Annotated in this window: 16 protein-coding genes; 15 read left to right on the top strand and 1 reads right to left on the bottom strand. The window is 71.4% G+C overall.

Translation table 11 applies throughout. The features are described 5' to 3' along the window. The first annotated feature begins 26 nt into the window (after positions 1-26). The 11 genes from ABZU76_RS16330 to ABZU76_RS16280 all read left to right on the top strand — a co-directional run bounded on the left by ABZU76_RS16330 (position 27) and on the right by ABZU76_RS16280 (position 10,499). Positions 27-1,376 (top strand): FAD-dependent oxidoreductase, encoded by a 1,350-nt coding sequence (locus tag ABZU76_RS16330; protein ID WP_354869823.1) that lies wholly within the window; start codon positions 27-29, stop codon positions 1,374-1,376. Continuing rightward, positions 1,370-2,116 carry a DUF1365 domain-containing protein gene (locus tag ABZU76_RS16325; protein WP_354870064.1) on the top strand — a complete coding sequence of 249 codons (747 nt, stop codon included), beginning with the start codon at positions 1,370-1,372 and terminating at the stop codon, positions 2,114-2,116. Before ABZU76_RS16330 ends, ABZU76_RS16325 begins: the two co-directional genes overlap by 7 nt. Next, positions 2,109-2,717: an ECF RNA polymerase sigma factor SigK gene (sigK, locus tag ABZU76_RS16320; protein ID WP_220242223.1), complete on the top strand. Its 609-nt coding sequence runs from the start codon at positions 2,109-2,111 to the stop codon at positions 2,715-2,717. The genes ABZU76_RS16325 and sigK overlap by 8 nt, the downstream gene beginning before the upstream one ends. After that, positions 2,714-3,478, top strand: a complete 765-nt coding sequence (locus ABZU76_RS16315) for an anti-sigma factor (protein ID WP_354869820.1) — start codon at positions 2,714-2,716, stop codon at positions 3,476-3,478. Before sigK ends, ABZU76_RS16315 begins: the two co-directional genes overlap by 4 nt. Before the next feature lie 306 nt (positions 3,479-3,784). Continuing rightward, a complete protein-coding gene (gene ftsZ, locus ABZU76_RS16310; protein ID WP_354869818.1) occupies positions 3,785-5,086 on the top strand; it encodes a cell division protein FtsZ in 1,302 nt (433 codons plus the stop codon). Positions 5,087-5,173: 87 nt separating this feature from the next. Beyond that, positions 5,174-5,881 carry a peptidoglycan editing factor PgeF gene (gene pgeF / locus ABZU76_RS16305; RefSeq protein ID WP_354869816.1) on the top strand — a complete coding sequence of 236 codons (708 nt, stop codon included), beginning with the start codon at positions 5,174-5,176 and terminating at the stop codon, positions 5,879-5,881. A 70-nt stretch (positions 5,882-5,951) separates the two neighbouring features. Further along, positions 5,952-6,686: a YggS family pyridoxal phosphate-dependent enzyme gene (locus ABZU76_RS16300; protein WP_354869814.1), complete on the top strand. Its 735-nt coding sequence runs from the start codon at positions 5,952-5,954 to the stop codon at positions 6,684-6,686. Positions 6,687-6,766: 80 nt separating this feature from the next. Continuing rightward, a complete protein-coding gene (gene sepF, locus ABZU76_RS16295; RefSeq protein WP_354869812.1) occupies positions 6,767-7,363 on the top strand; it encodes a cell division protein SepF in 597 nt (198 codons plus the stop codon). A 126-nt stretch (positions 7,364-7,489) separates the two neighbouring features. Then, entirely contained in the window at positions 7,490-7,765 is a 276-nt protein-coding gene (locus ABZU76_RS16290) for a YggT family protein (protein WP_091616814.1), read from the top strand. A gap of 52 nt (positions 7,766-7,817) precedes the next feature. Continuing rightward, a complete protein-coding gene (locus ABZU76_RS16285; protein WP_354869809.1) occupies positions 7,818-8,666 on the top strand; it encodes a DivIVA domain-containing protein in 849 nt (282 codons plus the stop codon). 1,053 nt (positions 8,667-9,719) lie between these two features. Continuing rightward, positions 9,720-10,499 (top strand): hypothetical protein, encoded by a 780-nt coding sequence (locus tag ABZU76_RS16280; RefSeq protein WP_354869806.1) that lies wholly within the window; start codon positions 9,720-9,722, stop codon positions 10,497-10,499. Between the two features lie 12 nt (positions 10,500-10,511). Here ABZU76_RS16280 and ABZU76_RS16275 read toward each other — a convergent pair whose 3' ends face one another. Further along, positions 10,512-11,249 carry a metalloregulator ArsR/SmtB family transcription factor gene (locus ABZU76_RS16275; RefSeq protein ID WP_354869803.1) on the bottom strand — a complete coding sequence of 246 codons (738 nt, stop codon included), beginning with the start codon at positions 11,247-11,249 and terminating at the stop codon, positions 10,512-10,514. A gap of 66 nt (positions 11,250-11,315) precedes the next feature. On the opposite strand from ABZU76_RS16275, the gene ABZU76_RS16270 reads away from it, so the two are divergent. The 4 genes from ABZU76_RS16270 to ABZU76_RS16255 all read left to right on the top strand — a co-directional run bounded on the left by ABZU76_RS16270 (position 11,316) and on the right by ABZU76_RS16255 (position 18,570). Next, positions 11,316-12,647: an MFS transporter gene (locus tag ABZU76_RS16270; protein WP_354869800.1), complete on the top strand. Its 1,332-nt coding sequence runs from the start codon at positions 11,316-11,318 to the stop codon at positions 12,645-12,647. 243 nt (positions 12,648-12,890) lie between these two features. Further along, positions 12,891-16,061 carry an isoleucine--tRNA ligase gene (gene ileS / locus ABZU76_RS16265; RefSeq protein ID WP_354869797.1) on the top strand — a complete coding sequence of 1,057 codons (3,171 nt, stop codon included), beginning with the start codon at positions 12,891-12,893 and terminating at the stop codon, positions 16,059-16,061. Positions 16,062-16,199: 138 nt separating this feature from the next. Further along, the gene (locus tag ABZU76_RS16260; RefSeq protein WP_354869794.1) at positions 16,200-17,840 is read left to right on the top strand and encodes a penicillin-binding transpeptidase domain-containing protein; all 1,641 of its coding nucleotides are present in this window, start codon (positions 16,200-16,202) and stop codon (positions 17,838-17,840) included. 43 nt (positions 17,841-17,883) lie between these two features. Continuing rightward, positions 17,884-18,570: a helix-turn-helix domain-containing protein gene (locus ABZU76_RS16255; protein ID WP_354869792.1), complete on the top strand. Its 687-nt coding sequence runs from the start codon at positions 17,884-17,886 to the stop codon at positions 18,568-18,570. Positions 18,571-18,597 lie beyond the last annotated feature (27 nt).

Genomic DNA, 18,597 nt, shown 5'->3' with positions numbered 1-18,597 from the left:
GGGGTTCGGAGCCCTCCGCCGCGCGGATGGGTCCCGATTTTCCGGCCGCGCCCACCAATCCACGACGGCACCGGTCCCGAATCCCTGCCGTGCACCAGACCACGGGACACCACCCCAACCGACACCGCATCGCCGTCATCGGCAGCGGGGTCGCCGGCCTCACCGCCGCCTACCTGCTGCAGCGCCGCCACGAGGTGCTGCTGTTCGAAGCCGACCCGCGGCTCGGCGGGCACGCCCACACCCACGACGTGCCCAGCGCCCACGGCGGCACGATCGGCGTGGACTCCGGCTTCATCGTCCACAACGAACGCACGTACCCGACGCTGCTGCGCCTGTTCGGCGAGCTCGGCGTGCGCACCCGCGAGACCGAGATGTCGATGAGCATCCGCTGCGACGGCTGCGGCCTCGAGTACGCCGGCGCGAAGGGCGTGCGCGGCTTGTTCGCGCAGCGGCGCAACGCCACCGACCACCGCTACCTGCGCATGCTCACCGAGGTCAAGCGCTTCCACCGGCATGCGGCACGGCTGCTGCAGCGCGAGGACGCCGGCGACGTGGGCCTTGGCGCCTTTCTCGCGATCGGCGGGTACTCGCGGTACTTCGTGGACCACTTCGTGCTGCCGCTCGTGTCCACCGTTTGGTCGGCCGACCGCACCGACACGCTGAAGTACCCGGCGCGCTACCTGTTCGAGTTCCTGCGCAACCACGGGATGCTCACGGTGAAGAACTCGCCGGCGTGGCGGACGGTCGAGGGCGGCTCGCGCGAGTACGTGGAGCTGGCCGCGAAGCAGCTCACCGCCGTGCACCTGTCCACGCCCGTGCGCTCAGTGCGACGGACCGCGCGCGGCATCGAGATCCGCGACGACGCCGACACCCGCCACCGCGTCGACCGCGTCGTGGTCGCCACCCACGCCGACCAGGCGCTGCGGCTGCTGGCCGACCCGACGCCCGCCGAGCGCGAGGTGCTCGGCGCGTTCCGCTACTCCCGCAACGACGCCTGGCTGCACACCGACACGAGCGTGCTGCCGCACGCCGACGCCGCGCGGTCCGGCTGGAACTACCGCACACCCGTGTGCGGCGCGGGCAGCGACGCCGTGCAGGTGAGCTACGACATGAACCGCCTGATGCGCCTCGACGAACCCACTGGCTACGTCGTCACGCTCAACCCGCGGGCCGAGCCCGACGCGTCGTCGGTCGTCGCGAAGATGACGTACGAGCATCCCGTGTACACGCCGGAATCGGTTGCGGCGCAACGGAAGCTCGCCGCGTTGAACGACGGGGTGATCGCCTACGCCGGCGCCTACCACGGCTGGGGGTTCCACGAGGACGGCTGCTCGTCGGGCGTCCGCGCGGCCGGGAGCTTCGGGGTGGGCTGGTGACCGCCGCGCTGTACGACGCCACGGTCGGCCATGTGCGCCGCGCCGACCCGCCGCACGCGTTCGTGCACAAGCTGTACCTGTGGCTGACCGACCTCGACTCGCCGCCGCGATTGCCGTGGTGGCTGCGGCCCTTCGCGACCTTCGACGGCCGCGACCACTTCGACCCCGGCGACGCGGGCGGCATCCGGTCCAAACTGGACCGCTGGCTCGCCGACCGCGGGGTGGACCTGCGCGGCGGGCCGGTGACGATGCTCGCGTCGGCGCGCGTGCTGGGGTACGTGTTCAACCCGATCACCGTCTACTGGTGCCACACACCGGACGGGCGGCTCGAGTGCGTCGTCGCCGAGGTCCACAACACCTACGGCGGCCGGCATGCGTACCTGCTTCGCCCCGACGCGGCGGGCGAGTCCCGCGCCGAGAAGGAGTTCTACGTGTCGCCGTTCCAGGAGATGGCGGGGGAGTACCGCATGCGCCTGCCGCGGCCTGACGCGCTGCTCGACCTCACTGTCGCCTTGCACCACCGTGCCCAAAACAGTGACACCGCGCCGTTGCTCGCTACGCTGCGAGGAGTCCGGAGGCCGGCCGGCGCGCGTTCGCTCGCGCGGCTCGTGCTCGGCCGGCCCCTGCAGCCGCAGCGCGTGGCGGCCCTGATCCGCCGCCACGGCGTCACGTTGTGGCTGCGCAAGGCCCCGGTGGCCACCCGGACCCCGCAGAACTCGTCAGGAGCGCTCCATGGATGAGACCGCCCGCCCGCGCCCGGTCGCGGCCGTGCCGGTGGGCGCCGAGCAGGCGGCGCCCACCGCCGAAGACCTCATGGCCCAGGTCGCCAAGGGCGACGAGCGCGCGTTCGAGCTGCTCTACGACCAGCTCGCGGGACCGGTGTACGGCCTCGTGCGGCGGATCGTGCGCGACTCGGCGCAGTCGGAGGAGGTGACGCAGGAGGTGCTCGTCGAGCTCTGGAAGACCGCCACGCGCTACTCGCCCGAGAAGGGCAGCGCGCTCAACTGGGCGATGACACTGGCGCACCGCCGCGCCGTGGACCGCGTGCGGTCCGCGCGGGCCGGCACCGAACGCGAGCAGAAGGCGACGTTCGAGGCCGCGCGCGGCCGGCCCTTCGACGAGGTGGCCGAGTCGGTCACCGCCCGGCTGGAGCGCTCGCAGGTGCGCCGCTGCCTCAAGTCGCTCACGGAGCTGCAGCGCGAGTCGGTGCTCCTGGCGTACTACCAGGGCTACACCTACCGCGAGGTCGCCGACGTGCTGGCGACTCCGCAGGGGACGATCAAGACGAGGGTGCGCGACGGGCTGATCCGGCTGCGCGACTGCCTGGGGGTGACCGCGTGAACTCGCCGGAGATGCACACGTTGACCGGTGCGTACGCGCTCAACGCCCTGTCGGACACCGAGCGCGCCCTGTTCCGCCGGCACCTCGAGCAGTGCGTGGCCTGCGCGCAGGAGGTCCGCGAGCTGCGGGCCACCGCGGCCCGGCTCGGCGCGGCGATGGCCGAGGAGCCGCCCGCGTCGTTGAAGCAGCGCGTGCTCGGCGAGATGCGCTCGACACCGCAACTGCCGCCGTTGTCCGGGCCGGAGCCAGGGGAGCGTTCGCGCGGCCGGCGCCGCTGGCCGCTGATCCTGGCCACGGCGGCCGCGGTCGTGGGCCTCGCGCTCGCCGGTGTGTTCGGCGGGCTCGCCGTGACCACGCAGGGGCGCCTCGACGCGGCGCAGTCGCAGCTGGACCAGGCGCGCGTGCGCTACCAGCCCGTCGCGGACATCCTGGCCGCGCCGGACGCGCAGGCGATCCACGGCACCGCGCCCGGCGGGGGCGGGGGCACGGTGGTCGTGTCGAAGCAGCTCGACCGCATGATGTTCATGGAGTCGGACCTGCCGCCGTATCCCGCGGGGCACGTCTACCAGGCGTGGCTGATGGGCCCGAACCTCGCGCCGCGCCCGGCCGGGCTGCTGCCGGGCGGACCCGCGGGTTCGCTGGTGGTGGCCGACGGGCTGGCCGGCGCGAATCAGTTCGCGATCAGCGTGGAGCAGGCCGGCGGCTCGCCGACCGGAAAGCCCTCGGACGACGTGGTTCTCGTGATGTCGATGCCCGCCTGATCTGGTGCTGACCTGCCGGGAGCGGCGGTACCGGTTTCCCGCCGGTGCCGCCGCTCTGGTGTTTCCCGGGTGCCGTAGCAGACGAGTGGATCACGGGGTGATCGGGTTCCCGGCCTTGCGCACTCGGTCGCGTTGTGGCAAAACACCTTTGCGGCACACGGCGTGGCTACTGGATTAGAGCCTGCCTGGTGCCTACCGTCCTGCTCTAACGCCGGTGGTTGACATAACTCTCATTCTCGGGTTGAGGGTCAGGGTTGCGGCCCCGGCGGGCAGCACGAGCACATCACGATCAGGAAGGCGGCCACGATGACGCCCCCGCACAACTACCTTGCGGTGATCAAGGTCGTCGGCATCGGCGGCGGCGGCGTGAACGCCGTGAACCGGATGATCGAGGTCGGCCTCAAGGGCGTCGAGTTCATTGCGGTGAACACCGACGCGCAAGCACTGCTCATGTCCGACGCCGACGTCAAGCTCGACATCGGCCGCGAGCTGACGCGCGGTCTCGGTGCCGGCGCCGCCCCCGAAGTGGGGCAGAAGGCCGCCGAGGACCACCGCGAGGAAATCGAAGAGGTCATCAAGGGCGCCGACATGGTGTTCGTGACCGCCGGCGAGGGCGGTGGCACCGGCACCGGTGGCGCCCCCGTGGTCGCGCAGATCGCCCGCAAGCTGGGCGCGCTGACCATCGGCGTGGTGACCCGTCCGTTCACCTTCGAAGGCAAGCGCCGCGGCAAGCAGGCCGAGGACGGCATCCAGTCGCTGCGCAACGAGTGCGACACGCTGATCGTGATCCCGAACGACCGGCTGCTGCAGCTCGGCGACATCGGCGTGTCCCTCATGGACGCGTTCCGGTCGGCCGACGAGGTGCTGCTGTCCGGTGTCCAGGGCATCACCGATCTGATCACCACGCCCGGTCTGATCAACCTCGACTTCGCCGACGTGAAGAGCGTGATGTCCGGCGCGGGGTCCGCGCTCATGGGGATAGGGTCCGCACGCGGTGAGGGCCGCGCCATCCAGGCGGCGGAGAAGGCGATCAACTCGCCGCTGCTCGAAGCGTCGATGGACGGCGCCCACGGCGCGCTGCTGTCGATCGCGGGCGGCTCCGACCTGGGCCTGTTCGAGATCAACGAGGCCGCGTCGCTGGTGCAGGAGTCTGCGCACCCCGACGCCAACATCATCTTCGGCACGATCATCGACGACTCCCTCGGCGACGAGGTCCGCGTCACGGTGATCGCGGCCGGCTTCGACGCCGGCGCGCCCACGCACAAGAAGCTCGACCCGCCGGCGTTCGGCTCGCGCTCGGGCGGCACTACGGCGTCGGCCTCGGCCGGGCACGTGGGCGGCTCGCAGCCGCCCGCGCCGTCGGGTGGCGCCACGCCGGTGCCGCCGGCGAGCGGCTCCGGCTACCCGGTGGCGCCGCCGCGCACCCAGCCGCCGCTGCCGCAGCCCGGCACCCCGCCGGGCGGCCTGCCCCAGCCTGGCGGCGGCTCGCGCGGTTACTCGCCGATCGGCTCCGGGCCCACGTCCGGCAGCCTGCCGAGCCGTCCGGCCACGGTGCACGACGACCCGTCGGACGACGAGGTCGACGTGCCGCCGTTCATGCGCCGGTAGGAAATCCGGGATCGCCGCCGAAGGCCACCTCGACCGACGTCGAGGTGGCCTTCGGCGTGTTCTGGCGTGCTTTGGAAGGATGGCCGGGTGCGAGTACGACGAGTCGTGACGACCAGGGCGGGCGGGGCTTCCCGGCCGCCGTACGACAGCTTCAACCTCGGTGACCACGTCGGGGACGAAGAGGGCAACGTCTTCGCGAACCGCAAGCGGCTGGCTTCCGAGCTCGGCCTGGCGGAGGAGCGGCTGGCGTGGATGGAGCAGGTGCACGGCCGCACGGCCACCGTGGTGGACGGCACCGAGACCCGGGCGGCGGAGGCCACCGACGCGCTGGTGACGGACAAGCCGGGCGTCGCGCTCGTGGTCCTCGTCGCCGACTGCGTGCCGCTGCTGCTGGCCGACCCCGAAGCGGGCGTGGTCGCGGCGGTGCACGCCGGGCGCGTGGGCGCGCGCATCGGCGTGGTCCCGGCGGCGGTGGAGGCCATGCGCGGCCTCGGGGCCGAACCGGCCCGCATCGAGGCGCTGCTCGGCCCGGCGATCTGCGGCGCGTGTTACGAGGTGCCCGCAGACATGGCGGCCGACGTCGAGAAGCACGTGCCCGGAAGCGCCTGCAAGACCCGCCAGGGGACCGCGGGGCTCGACCTGCGCGCCGGGTTGTGGCGTCAGCTGGCCGGGCTCGGTGTCGGGCGCATCGGCGTGGATCCGCGGTGCACGGCGGAGGACAAGACGCTCTTCAGCTACCGCCGGGACGGGACCACCGGCCGGATCGCCGGGATCACGTGGCTGGAGGCGGCGTGAGTACCGGATCGCGCCGGCTTGCTCGTGCCGCCGACCGGGTGCGGGTGTCCCGCGAAACACCGGAGGCGGCATGAACGAGGCCGCCCGGCGGGACGAGCTGGCGGCCTCGCTGGCCGCGATCGAGGACCGGATCGCCGCGGCGTGCGCGGCCGCGGGACGCGCGCGTGACGAGGTGCGGTTGCTTGGGGTGACCAAGACCTTCCCGGCGTCCGACGCGGCGCTCCTCGTGGATCTGGGGCTGCGTTACCTGGCCGAGAACCGCGACCAGGAGGCCGGTCCGAAGGCCGCGGAGGTCGGGCAGCTGCGTCCGGACGCCGCGCCGCGCTGGCACATGGTCGGCAGCCTGCAGCGCAACAAGGCGCGCTCGGTTGTGCGCTGGGCGGCGGAAGTCCAGTCGGTCGACTCGGCGCGGCTGGCCGACGCGCTGGGCCGCGCGGCCGGCACCGCGCGGGAGGCGGGGGAGCGGGCCGATCCGCTCGACGTCCTGATCCAGGTGAGCCTCGACGGCGACCCGGCGCGGGGCGGCACACCCCTGTCCGACGTCGCCGCGCTGGCCGACCACATCACTCACGTGGGTGAGCTCAGGTTGCGTGGCGTGATGGCCGTCGCACCCCAGGAAGAGGATCCGGGCAGGGCCTTTGCCCTGCTTGCCCACGTGTCGGAGCGACTTCGCCAAGATCACCCGATTGCCGCAGAAGTCTCCGCCGGGATGAGCCATGATCTCGAACAGGCGATCACGCACGGCTCGACATGTGTGCGTGTCGGAACCGCACTGCTCGGTGGGCGCGGTTTAGCCTCGCCGTAGGGAGTCCGCGTGGCCGTCACGTTTCGTGATCGGTCGGGTGGGGTAGCACGGTGCGGGAGCGGTTAGGGCTAGGGAGAGGCATGAGCGCGCTGCAGAAGCTGAAGGCCTACTTCGGGATGGTGCCCGCGGACGAGGACGGCTACGACGTCGAGGACGAGGACTACCGGCGTGACTACGACGACGAGTACGACTCCTACGACGAGCCGCCGGCGCGATCGCGCTCACGGTACCGTGAGACCGATGACACGTACGACGAGCCCGCTCCGCGGGCCCGATCACGGTCGGTCACCGTTGCGGAACCGACCACACACGGCGCTCTCGCCGTGGACCGCCAGCCCGAGCCCGTCGCCCGGCTGCGGCCGGTCACCGAGCCCGTGCGCGCACCCGTCCGCGATCCGTTGAGCCGCATCACCACGCTGCACCCGACGAGCTACGTCGAGGCGCGAGCGATCGGCGAGCACTACCGCGAGGGCATCCCCGTGATCATCAACCTCACGGAGATGGAGAACGCGGACGCCAAGCGGCTTGTCGACTTCGCCGCGGGGCTCGCGTTCGCGCTCCGGGGGTCGATGGACAAGGTCACCAACAAGGTGTTCCTTCTCTCACCGCCGGATGTCGACGTGACCGCGGAGGACCGCCGGCGGATCGCCGAGGGCGGACTTTTCCTGCGCAGCTGAAGTGCGGCTGAAGTCCGGCGGACCGCTGGGCGCAGCCAGACGTGATTTTGTCGACTCGGCGCCACGCCGGGGCCGCTTGCTGCGACTTCCCCCGGCGTCCCCCGCTAGAGTGGTCGAGTGAATGCTGTGTGGCTGGTGGTCTGGTACGTGCTGTTCGCCTTCTGGCTTCTGTTGACGGCGCGTATCGTGATCGAGCTCGTGCGGACCTTCGCACGAGAGTGGCGTCCCGCCGGAGGGGTTGCGGTCACGCTCGAGACCATCTACACAGTGACCGACCCGCCGGTTCGTCTGTTCAGACGAATGATCCCGATGGTTCGGATCGGCGGGATGGGACTGGACTTATCGATTATGGTTCTGCTGTTGGTTGTGTTCTTCGCGATGCAACTGGCAACTCCCAGGTGATCGGGGAAACTTGGGTGGACCCTGCAGGCCATGGAGTGCGTGAGGTGATCTGATGTCGTTGACCCCCGCTGACGTGCATAACGTCGCGTTCAGCAAGCCGCCCATCGGCAAGAGGGGCTACAACGAGGACGAGGTGGACGCGTTCCTCGACTTGGTGGAGACCGAGCTTGCCCGGTTGATCGAGGACAACAACGAGCTGCGTCAGCAGGTCGAACAGCTCGACAACGAGCTGGAATCGACCCGGGGCGAGCTCGAGAACGCGAAGGCGAGCGGTCCTCCGCCGGTGCGGGACGAGCCGTCCCGCCGCCTGGCGCCCGTGCCGCCGCCGGCTTCGGCGATGGAGCAGACGCAGGCGCACTCGATGGTCGGCGACAGTGGTGAGCCGAACGTGCAGGCCGCCAAGGTCCTCGGCCTCGCCCAGGAGATGGCCGACCGGCTGACCGCCGAGGCGAAGACCGAGTCCGACGGCATGCTGGCGGAGGCGCGGACCAAGTCCGAGCAGCTGCTTTCCGACGCCAGGGCGAAGTCCGACTCGATGGTCAACGAGGCGCGCACCCGCGCCGAGACCATGCTGAACGACGCGCGCACGCGCGCTGAGACGCTCGAGCGCCAGGCGCGCGACAAGGCGACCACCATGGAACGCGAGTCGCAGCGCAAGTACACCGAGACGATGAACAACCTGAACGCCGAGAAGGGTTCGCTGGGCAAGAAGATCGAAGAGCTGCGCACCATCGAGCGCGAGTACCGCACTCGCCTGCGCGGTTTCCTCGAGTCCCAGCTGCGCGAACTCGACGATCGCGGCTCCGCGGCCCCGGCCTCGGCGTCGTCGAACTCGGGCCAGCCCTCCGGCTCCAACAGCGGCCAGGGCTACTCCTTCGGCCCCCGCGCCGAAGCCGGCTGAGGTTCGTCGCTCGTCTGAGTCTCTGACTTGGCTGACGCCCCGCCTGATCCCCGCTCACTGGGGATCCGGCGGGGCTTCGTCATGCGCGGCGACAGGGTGGGCGTCCTGCGGTTTCCGCATTTTCGGTAGTCGGGCAGTGGCAATTCGTGATCGGCGTTTACGCGGCCCCGGAATGCCCCTGCGCATTCGGTGATGGAATGCGCACGGAATGTCGCGGGCGTGAATTTTGGAGTGGGCTTTTGGGTCGGGAAACTGCCCGTTCGGGCCGACCTTGATCGCCAGTTTTTTCCGTGTGGCCTGGCGATTTTCCGGTGTTGGTTCGGAGTGGTGGGCACGGAGTGCGCTGGACCGCTCGCGCTCTGCGAGACCGGGGTGCGCTCGGTCGGCTTTGGCCTTGCCCGACGCGCCCGGGGTCCGGACCGACTTTCGGTGACCTGAGCCTCGCGCCCGACTCGCGAGCGCCGGTTCGCTGGGAGCAGGCCGGCCCGGCGGGTGCGGCGACCCACGGCCGGGCAGGTGTCCTCGACGCACGCGACTCGTGAGAGCTTCGGCTCGTTGGGTGCGGCCGGGTGAAGTGTTCGGGTTGGCCGGTTCGGACGTTGCGCCCGACCCAGGTGCCGTCGCGGCCACGCGGGGCTCGCCGAAGCAGGTCGCGACCGGCATCTCTCATGCGCCGACCCGGTGGAGATGCCCGGGGTTGGCGAGTGCGCCGCCGACGCCAGTGATCGACCGCCGGGCGAGTTCGGGGTGCTGCCGTTTGGTGCGGCGAAGCTGTCGCGCCCGCGGTCGGTGGTGGCGTCGAACCCCGGCGGGAGCGGGCGCGCCCGGTCGGTCCGGTGTTGTGGCGGATCGGCGGTTTGTGCGGTTCGGCGCAAATGATCAACCGCTTGGCGACTGGGGGCCGGAGGGTGACTGGTGGGCGGTCGTCGCTGAGGGTGGTGTGGATCTTGGGGGCGGGTGCGGCGGTGGGGTGGCCACGGAATGCAGCCGGTGCAGTACCCGGCGTGGGCGGGTCGTGTCCCGGGATCCGGGTTTCGCGTGCTGTAATTCAGCGTGCTCTACATCGTCCTCGTTCTGGTGCTGGCGGCGCTCGCGCTGCTCGTCACGGCGCTCATCACGGCAAGCTCGCTGTGGGCGTGGGTCTCGATCGGCCTGTCGGTGCTCGCCGGGCTGATCCTGCTCGTGGACTGGCTGCGGCGGCGCAACCGCCCCGAGCCGGGCGAGGCCAAGGCGGCCGTCGAGGACGCCGGAGTGGGTGAGAAGGCCGCCAAGGCCGAGAGCTTCGACGCCGAGCAGACCGCGCTGCTGCCTTCGAGGGGCGAGCTCGGCAACCCGGCCGACGTGCCCGAGCCCGAGATCGAGCCGGCACCCGAGGCGGAATCCGAAACCGCGCCCGCGCCTCAGCCGGCCGGAGCCGCCGCGGACAGCGATGCCACTGTGGACACCTCCGCAGCCAAGGAGACCGCGCCCGCCGAGTCCGCGCCCGCCGAGTCCGCGGCCACTGAAACCGCCACCGCCGTGACTGCTGCGACGGCCGCGACCGCTACCGCCGCGACGGCCGAGACAGCGACCGCCGCTGCCACCGAAAAGGCGCCCGTCCGCGAAACCCCGCCCGCCGAGGAAAACACGAGCGCCGAGGACCTGGCGGTCGTCAAGGAGCTCGAGGACTTGGTCGTGGTGGTCGACGAGTACCCCCGCTACCACCTCGTCGACTGCCCCTGGCTCTCCGGCCGCGACACCATCCCCATCGGCGTCGGCGAAGCGCGCCAGCTCGGCTTCACCCCGTGCGCGCGCTGCGGCCCCGATGCCGTCCTCGCCGCCGCGCACCGCTGACCGGCCGCGCCGCTAAATCCCCAGGATCTCGCCCAGCGCGGCGCTTCCCGCGGGCGTCAGCCGGACCGCGCGGTGGGCCTGAGTGCGGCGGCGCAGCCAGCCGGCGTCCAACAACCGCTCAGCCACGGCCGCACCGAGCGCACCGGCCAAGTGGTGCCGCTGTTCGCTCCAATCCAGACAGAAGCGCAACAACGGCCGCCGCGCCGCGGATGCCGCCTCAAGATCGACGCCCAAATCAGTGAACACCGTCGGAGCCGCAGGCCCCAACGCATACGGATGATCCCGTAGCTGCGCCGAAATCCGGTCACCCGGCCGACGCGCAGTGCTCGGGTCACCGTCCACAGTGATCAGTGCGCCGTGCGAAACCAGAGCCGCCGTGATGGCGACGCCAAGCTGACCGGCGACGTGGTCGTAGCAAGTCCGCGCCGAGCGCAACGCGGCCGCACGGGTGCCTTCGCGCAGCGAACGGACCGGTTGCGGCGGGGAGAACCGGGCCAAAGTCTCCAGCAGCTCCGGGGCCGGGCCGGCGAGGCGGTAGAAGCGGTGCCGGCCGGAGCGTTCGGCCGTGACGAGCCCCGCGTCCAGCAGCTTGGCCAGGTGGGAGCTCGCGCCCTGGGCCGACAGGCCCGCCTCGGCGGCCAGCACCGACGCGGCCAGCGCGCGGCCGTCGCCCAGGGCGAGCAGCACGCGGACCCGCGCCGGGTCGGCGAAAAGGGCCGCGGTCGCGGCGATGTCTGCGTCTCCGTCCACGACGTCCAGGGTGCACCCACGACACTTCCACCGCGACGGAAGCGTCCACGAGGTCCACTGGACACCATGAGACCGGCGCTCCTGATCACCCTGTGCACCGGGATGTTCCTGGTGCAGCTCGACGTCACCGTCGTCAACGTCGCCCTCCCCACCCTCGGCGAGCAGCTCCACGCAGGACTGACCGCGCTGCAATGGGTCGTGGACGGCTACTCCGTCGTCCTCGCGGCGTTGCTGCTCGCGGGTGGCGCGCTCGGCGACGTCCTCGGCCACCGCGGCGTGGTGCTCACGGGGCTGGTGGTGTTCGGCGTCGCGTCCGCCGCGTGCGGGTTCGCCCAGTCCGCGTCCTGGCTGATCGCCGCCCGGGCCGTGCAGGGGATCGGCGCGGCGCTGCTGCTGCCGGGCACGCTCGCCGTGATCAACCAGCAGTGCCCGGATCCCAGCACCCGAGCCCGCGCCCTCGGCGTCTGGGCCGGTGTGTCAGCGCTCGCCTTGCCCGCCGGCCCGCTGCTCGGCGGCGTGCTCGTCTCCCTCGCCGGCTGGCGGCCCGTGTTCCTGCTCAACGTGCCGATCGTCGTGGCAGCGGCGCTCGCCGTCCGGAAGCTGGTCCAACCCGGCGCCCGCACACCCGGCCGCATCGACCTGCCCGGCGCCACCACGGCCGCCCTCGCCCTCGGTGCCGGCGTCTACGCCGTCATCGGACACCAGGCCGGCGCCGCCGTCATCGCTGTGACGGCAGCAGCGACATTCGTCGTCATCGAGCACCGGTCCGCCGACCCGATGCTGCCCCTTGGCCTGCTCAAGTCCCGCCGCACCGCCGGCGCCACCACCATCTCCGGCGCCATGAACTTCGTCGGCCTCGGCGCGGTCCTCGTCTTCACCCTCTACCTGCAGAGCGTCCTGCACCTGAAACCGCTCGACGCAGGACTCGCCCTGCTCCCGCTCTTCCTGCCACTGGTCCTGCTCGGCCCGTTCAGCGGCCGCCTCACCGCGAAACTCGGCCCCCGCCCGCCGATCATCGCCGGACTCCTCCTCGGCGCAGCCGGCCTCAGCGCACTCCTGCGCGTGGACACGGCGACGACCTACCCCACCCTCCTCGGCCTCGGCGCCGGCATGGGCCTGCTCACCGCCGCCGTCGTCACGGCCGCCGTCGCCGACGCGCCTCCCGAACGCGCGGGCATCGCCGGCGGCGTCAACAACGCCGCCCGCCAAGCCGCCGGTGCCCTGGGCGTCGCCGTTTTCGGCGCCGTCGCGGGAGATCCGGCGAACCGCCCGGCCTTCGTCCACGGCCTCCACACCCTCGGCGTCATCGCCGCCGCGCTGTGGCTCGCCGCAGCGGCCCTCGCCGCCGTCACGACCGGACCCCGGGCCACCGCAAACGCGGTTGCGCGCCCGGGCTAACCTGGTACCAGTAAGGCGTCGATCCGGCCATCACCGGGGAGCCTCCGGAAGAACGGGGCGCGTGCGTCCCCAGTAGACCCGGACGGGGCGGCCCGTCACAGCCGACGAACGAGTGGCCCGGCAGTACGAACGCCGGGCAAGCGGGGTGGTACCGCGTGACGCGCGAGCGTCTCGTCCCCGTGTGGGTGACCGGTAGGCACCGGTCGTCCGTACGCGAGCGACGAACGCAAGGAGCGCACCCCGATGTACCCGAAGGCCCAGGTGGACGGCGAGACGTCGGTCCCGGCCCAGCCGTCGTTCCCCGCGCTGGAGCAGCGCGTGCTCGAGTACTGGGAGACCGACCGGACGTTCCAGGCCTCGATCGACGCGCGCCCGGCCGGGGCGAACGGCGACAACGAGTACGTGTTCTACGACGGCCCGCCCTTCGCCAACGGCCTGCCGCACTACGGGCACCTGCTCACCGGGTACGTGAAGGACATCGTCCCGCGCTACCAGACGATGAAGGGCAAGCACGTCGACCGCCGGTTCGGGTGGGACACCCACGGCCTGCCCGCCGAGCTCGAGGCGATGCGCCAGCTCGGCATCACGGAGAAGGAAGAGATCGAGGCGATGGGGGTCGCCAAGTTCAACGACGCCTCCCGCGAGTCCGTGCTGCGCTACACCAAGGAGTGGGAGGAGTACGTCACCCGCCAGGCGCGCTGGGTCGACTTCGACAACGACTACAAGACGCTCGACCTGCCCTACATGGAGTCGGTCATCTGGGCGTTCAAGCAGCTGTGGGACAAGGGGCTGGTGTACGAGGGCTACCGCGTGCTGCCCTACTGCTGGCGCGACGAGACGCCGCTGTCCAACCACGAGCTGCGCATGGACGACGATGTCTACCGCACCCGCCAGGACCCGGCCGTCACGGTCGGGTTCCGCTTGGAGGGCAACGGGAACGAGCTCGACGGCACGTACCTGCTCATCTGGACGACCACGCCGTGGACGCTGCCCTCGAACCTCGCCACCGCCGTGCACCCCGAGGTGCGCTATGTCGTGGTGGAGAGCGAGAACTTCCCCGGCAAGCGGTTTCTTCTCGCCGAAGCCCGCGTCGGCGCGTACGCGCGCGAGCTCGGCGAAGAGCTGACGGTCGTGGCGCACTACACCGGTGCGGATCTGCTCGGAAATCGTTACGCCCCACCGTTCCCGTACTTCCTCGGCCGGGAGAACGCGCACCGGGTCCTGTCGGCGGGCTACGTCACGACCGAAGACGGCACCGGCGTCGTGCACATCGCGCCCGCCTACGGTGAAGAGGACAAGGTCGTCACCGACGCTGCGGGCATCACGCCGGCCACCCCGGTCGACGCGCGCGGCCGCTTCGACGCGACCGTGCCCGACTACGAGGGCCAGCAGGTGTTCGAGGCCAATCCGAACATCATCCGCGACCTCAAGAACGGCACGGGTTCCGCCGCGCAGCAGAGCCCGATCCTGTTGCGCCACGAGACCTACGAGCACCCGTACCCGCACTGCTGGCGCTGCCGCAACCCGCTGATCTACCGCGCGGTGTCGTCGTGGTTCGTCGCGGTGACGCAGTTCAAGGACCGCATGGTCGAGCTCAACCAGCAGATCACGTGGTACCCGGACAACGTCAAGGACGGCCAGTTCGGCAAGTGGCTGGAGAACGCCCGCGACTGGTCGATCTCCCGCAACCGCTACTGGGGTTCGCCGATCCCCGTGTGGCAGTCGGACGACCCGGCCTACCCGCGCACCGACGTCTACGGCTCCCTTGATGACCTCGAGCGCGATTTCGGGGTGCGGCTGGACAACCTGCACCGCCCGTACATCGACGAGCTGACCCGGCCGAACCCGGACGACCCGACCGGGAACTCGACCATGCGCCGTGTGCCCGAGGTGCTCGACGTGTGGTTCGACTCGGGCTCGATGCCGTACGCCCAGGTGCACTACCCGTTCGAGAACGCCGAGTGGTTCGAGCACCACTACCCGAGCGACTTCATCGTGGAGTACATCGGGCAGACGCGCGGCTGGTTCTACCTGCTGCACGTGCTCGCGACGGCGCTGTTCGACCGGCCCGCGTTCCGCACCTGCATCAGCCACGGCATCGTGCTCGGCTCCGACGGGCAGAAGATGTCGAAGTCGCTGCGGAACTATCCGGACGTGACCGAGGTGTTCGACCGCGACGGGTCCGACGCCATGCGGTGGTACCTCATGGCGAGCCCGATCCTGCGCGGCGGCAACCTCGTCGTGACCGACCGGGGCATCCGCGACGCGGTGCGCCAGGCCGTGCTGCCGCTGTGGAACTCGTACTACTTCCTCGCCCTCTACGCCAATGCCGAGGGCGTGGAAGGCCGGTGGCGTACGGATTCGGCGCACCTGCTCGACCGCTACGTGCTCGCGAAGACCCACGAGCTCGTGACGGACGTCGAGTACGCGCTGGACAACTACGACATCGCCGGCGCGTGCCAGACCGTGCGCGACTTCCTGGAGGTGCTCACGAACTGGTACGTGCGCCGTTCGCGCGACCGGTTCTGGGCGGGTGACCAGGACGCGATCGACACGCTGCACACGGTGCTCGAGGTGACCTCCCGCGTCGTCGCGCCACTGCTGCCGCTCACGACCGAGACGGTGTGGCGCGGCCTCACCGGCGGCCGTTCGGTGCACCTGACCGACTGGCCGAGCTCGCTCGACCTGCCGGCCGACGCGGCGCTGGTCACGGCCATGGACCGCGTGCGGCAGGTGGCGTCGACGGCGCTCTCGCTGCGCAAGGCCAACAAGCTGCGCGTGCGGCTGCCGCTGGCGAAGCTGCTGGTCGCGGCCGAGGACGTGGAGGCGCTGCGCGAGTTCACCGACATCCTGCGCGACGAGGTGAACGTGAAGTCGGTCGAGCTGACCACCGACGTCGCGGCGCACGGCTCGTTCGAGGTCGCCGTGAACGCGCGGGCGGCCGGGCCGCGGCTGGGCAAGGACGTGCAGAAGGTCATCAAGGCCGTGAAGGCCGGCGACTGGACGACGAACCCGGGTGGCGCCGTGGTGGCGGCAGGCGTCGAGCTGCTCGAAGGCGAGTACGAGCGGCGCCTGGTGGCCAAGGACGGCGGCGCGGCGGCCGAGCTGCCGGGCGGCAGCGGGCTGGTGCAGCTCGACACCGAGGTCACGGCCGACCTGGCCGACGAGGGCATCGCCCGTGACCTGGTGCGCGTGGTGCAGCAGGCCCGCCGCGAGGCCGGCCTCGACGTGTCCGACCGCATCGCGCTCACGATCGACGCGCCGGACGAGGTCGTGGCCGCGGTGCGCAAGTTCGAGGAGTTCGTGGCCTCGGAAACGCTGGCCACGTCGGTGACCTACGGCGACGCGCCGGAGGGCTTCGAGGGCACTGTCGGCGACGGCGTGAAGGTCCGCGCCGCAGTGGAGAAGGCGTAGTGAACCGGCCTTCCCGGCGTTGATCACGAATCAGCGTCGGGAAGGCCGCTTTCTCACCTGTAACGCCTCCTGTCCGTCAGCGATGGGCAAGCTGGGCCGAGTGCGCGCACGCCGCACAGGCCTGGGGGAGAGTCGCAAGTGAGTCCTGCCGGAAAGAGAGCCGTCCTCATCGGGGGCGCGGTCGCCATGGTCGCGATCGTCGTCGTGGCGGTGGTGTTGCTGACCGGCGGTTCGCCGGCACCCGAGGCGGCGGCCGAGCCGACCGAGAGCTCAGTTGCGGCGGGACCGGTCGCCCCGGACCCGACGTCGGCGGCGCAGCTGTACCTGAAGGACTTCGCGGGCAATCAGACCGACGAGGCCAGCCTCCTCACCGACAACCCGCACGACGCGGCCGCCGCGCTGCGCGACGCCTGGTACACGCTCAAGCCGCAGGACGTGCAGGCCAAGATCGACAAGGTCGAGCCCGCCGCCGCGAGCGCGACGAAGACGGCCGCGAGCTACACACTCACCTGGAACCTCGGCCCCGGCCACGTCTGGTCCTACAGCGGCAGCTTCGACGTGGTGAAGTCCGGCGACAGCTGGCGGGTGCACTGGACGCCCGCCACGCTGCAGCCGAAGCTGCAGGCCGGCCAGCGGCTCGTGATCGCGACCGCGGCGGCCGACGAGGCCGCAGTGGTGGACCGCGACGGCAAGCCGGTGGTCATCAGCGGGCCGGGCGGCACGCACCTCGATCCTGCGGCGAAGTTCCCGTTGCTGACGCAGGCGTTGACCGGACAGGGCACGTCGGCGCCGTCGGACACCTTCGCGGTCCAGCGGGTCGACACCTCGGGCAAGGCGCTGGAAACGCTCTTCGGCAAGACCGAGAGCGGGCAGCAGGCGGTGAAGTCCACGGTGAGCGTCTCGGTGCAGAACGCGGCCCAGTCGGCCGTCGACTCCTACCGCGGCAAGGCCGTGATCGTGGCGATCCAGCCGTCCAACGGCGGGGTGCTGGCGGTGGCGCAGAACGCCGCCGCGGGCACGAGTCCCTCGGCGCTGAACGGCCTGTACGCGCCGGGTTCGACGTTCAAGATCGCGACCGCGACGGCGGCCCTGGAGGCCGGCGTTGTCACGAAGGACTCGCAGGTGCCGTGCCCGCTCACCGCGCGGATCGGCACCCGCACGATCTCCAACGAGGGCTTCGACCTCGGCACCACCACCGTGCACCGCGCGTTCGCGCATTCGTGCAACACCTCCTTCGGCCAGCTCGCCTCGCAGCTGCCGCCGGATGCCCTCGCCAACGCGGCGAGCCAGTTCGGCCTCAACGCCGACTTCGACATCCCCGGTATTTCGACCGAGTTGGGCAAGGTTGTCGCCGCCGGCAGTGCCGACGAGCAGGTGGAGGACGGGATCGGCCAGGGCACCGTGCAGGCGAGCCCGCTCGGCGAGGCGCTGATGGCCGCGACCGTCGCCGCGGGCAAAGCGGTGACGCCGAAGCTGTGGCTGGACGCCGATTCCGCCACGACCGTGAACGAGGGCTACCACGCGCCGCCCGCGAGTGTGCTGGCGTCGGTGCGCTCGATGATGCGTGAGGTCGTCACGGGCGGCACCGCGACCGGACTGGCGCGCTCGGGCACCGTCTACGGCAAGACCGGCACCGCGCAGTTCGGCGACGGCGCCGAGGCCAACGGCTGGTTCGTCGGCTACCGCGGCGATGTCGCGTTCTCGGTCTTTCTGGAGGGCAGCAACGACTCCGGTCCGGCCGTGACGCTGGGCGCCAGGTTCCTGACCGGCGTGAAGTAGCGCTTCGGCGGCGGCCGAAGCGTCGGGCTCCTACGGTGGGGGCATGGAGACCGTCGCGTTGGCCGAGGTGGCCGCGGTGCTCGCCGACCCGAGCCGGGCGACGATGTGCCTCGGCCTGCTGGACGGGCGCGCCTGGACGATCGGCGAGCTGGCTGCGGCGGCGCGGATCGCGGTGTCGACCGCGAGCGAGCACGTGACGCGGCTGCACGACGCCGGGTTCGTCGCGCGGGTGAAGCAGGGCCGGCACGCGTACGTCCGCATCGCCGACCCGCGGGTGGCCGAGCTGATCGAACACTTGGCGCAGCACGCCGAGCACCGCGAACCGGTGGGGCTGAAGGCGTCCCTGCGTACGCAACGGCTGAGTTTCGCGCGCAGCTGCTACGACCACCTCGCGGGCACCGTCGGTGTGGCGCTGCGCGAGGGCTTGATCGCGAAGGGGATCGTCGACACCGACGACGGGCTGACGCTGACCGCAGCCGGGCGCGAGGTGCTCGGCGCGCTCGGTGTCGCCGTGCCGGAGCGCGGCCGGCGCCCGCTGCTGCGTGACTGTCTGGATTGGACGGAGCGGCGCGACCACCTCGCCGGTGCCGTGCCCGCGGCGATCCTGGCGCGGGCCGTCGACGCGGGGTGGGTGACCCGGGACCGGCAACGCGCAGTGCGGTTGAGGCCGGCCGGCGAGAAGCCGTTCGCGGCGCTCGGTGTCGATCTGGCGACACTCGGTGGCGGCTGAGTGTCCTACAGCGCCATTCGTTACCGA

Origin of the sequence: Amycolatopsis sp. NPDC005232, assembly GCF_040607795.1 — a bacterium.
Taxonomy (GTDB): domain Bacteria; phylum Actinomycetota; class Actinomycetes; order Mycobacteriales; family Pseudonocardiaceae; genus Amycolatopsis.
This window is presented reverse-complemented; position numbering and strand designations above follow the sequence as displayed.

Bases quoted from the DNA above. Each gene is read 5' to 3' on its own strand.
- ABZU76_RS16330 (WP_354869823.1), top strand. From the start codon at position 27: ATGGGTCCCGATTTTCCGGCCGCGCCCACCAATCCACGACGGCACCGG.
- sigK (WP_220242223.1), top strand. From the start codon at position 2,109: ATGGATGAGACCGCCCGCCCGCGCCCGGTCGCGGCCGTGCCGGTGGGC.
- ftsZ (WP_354869818.1), top strand. From the start codon at position 3,785: ATGACGCCCCCGCACAACTACCTTGCGGTGATCAAGGTCGTCGGCATC.
- ABZU76_RS16300 (WP_354869814.1), top strand. From the start codon at position 5,952: ATGAACGAGGCCGCCCGGCGGGACGAGCTGGCGGCCTCGCTGGCCGCG.
- sepF (WP_354869812.1), top strand. From the start codon at position 6,767: ATGAGCGCGCTGCAGAAGCTGAAGGCCTACTTCGGGATGGTGCCCGCG.
- ABZU76_RS16285 (WP_354869809.1), top strand. From the start codon at position 7,818: ATGTCGTTGACCCCCGCTGACGTGCATAACGTCGCGTTCAGCAAGCCG.
- ABZU76_RS16270 (WP_354869800.1), top strand. From the start codon at position 11,316: ATGAGACCGGCGCTCCTGATCACCCTGTGCACCGGGATGTTCCTGGTG.
- ileS (WP_354869797.1), top strand. From the start codon at position 12,891: ATGTACCCGAAGGCCCAGGTGGACGGCGAGACGTCGGTCCCGGCCCAG.
- ABZU76_RS16255 (WP_354869792.1), top strand. From the start codon at position 17,884: ATGGAGACCGTCGCGTTGGCCGAGGTGGCCGCGGTGCTCGCCGACCCG.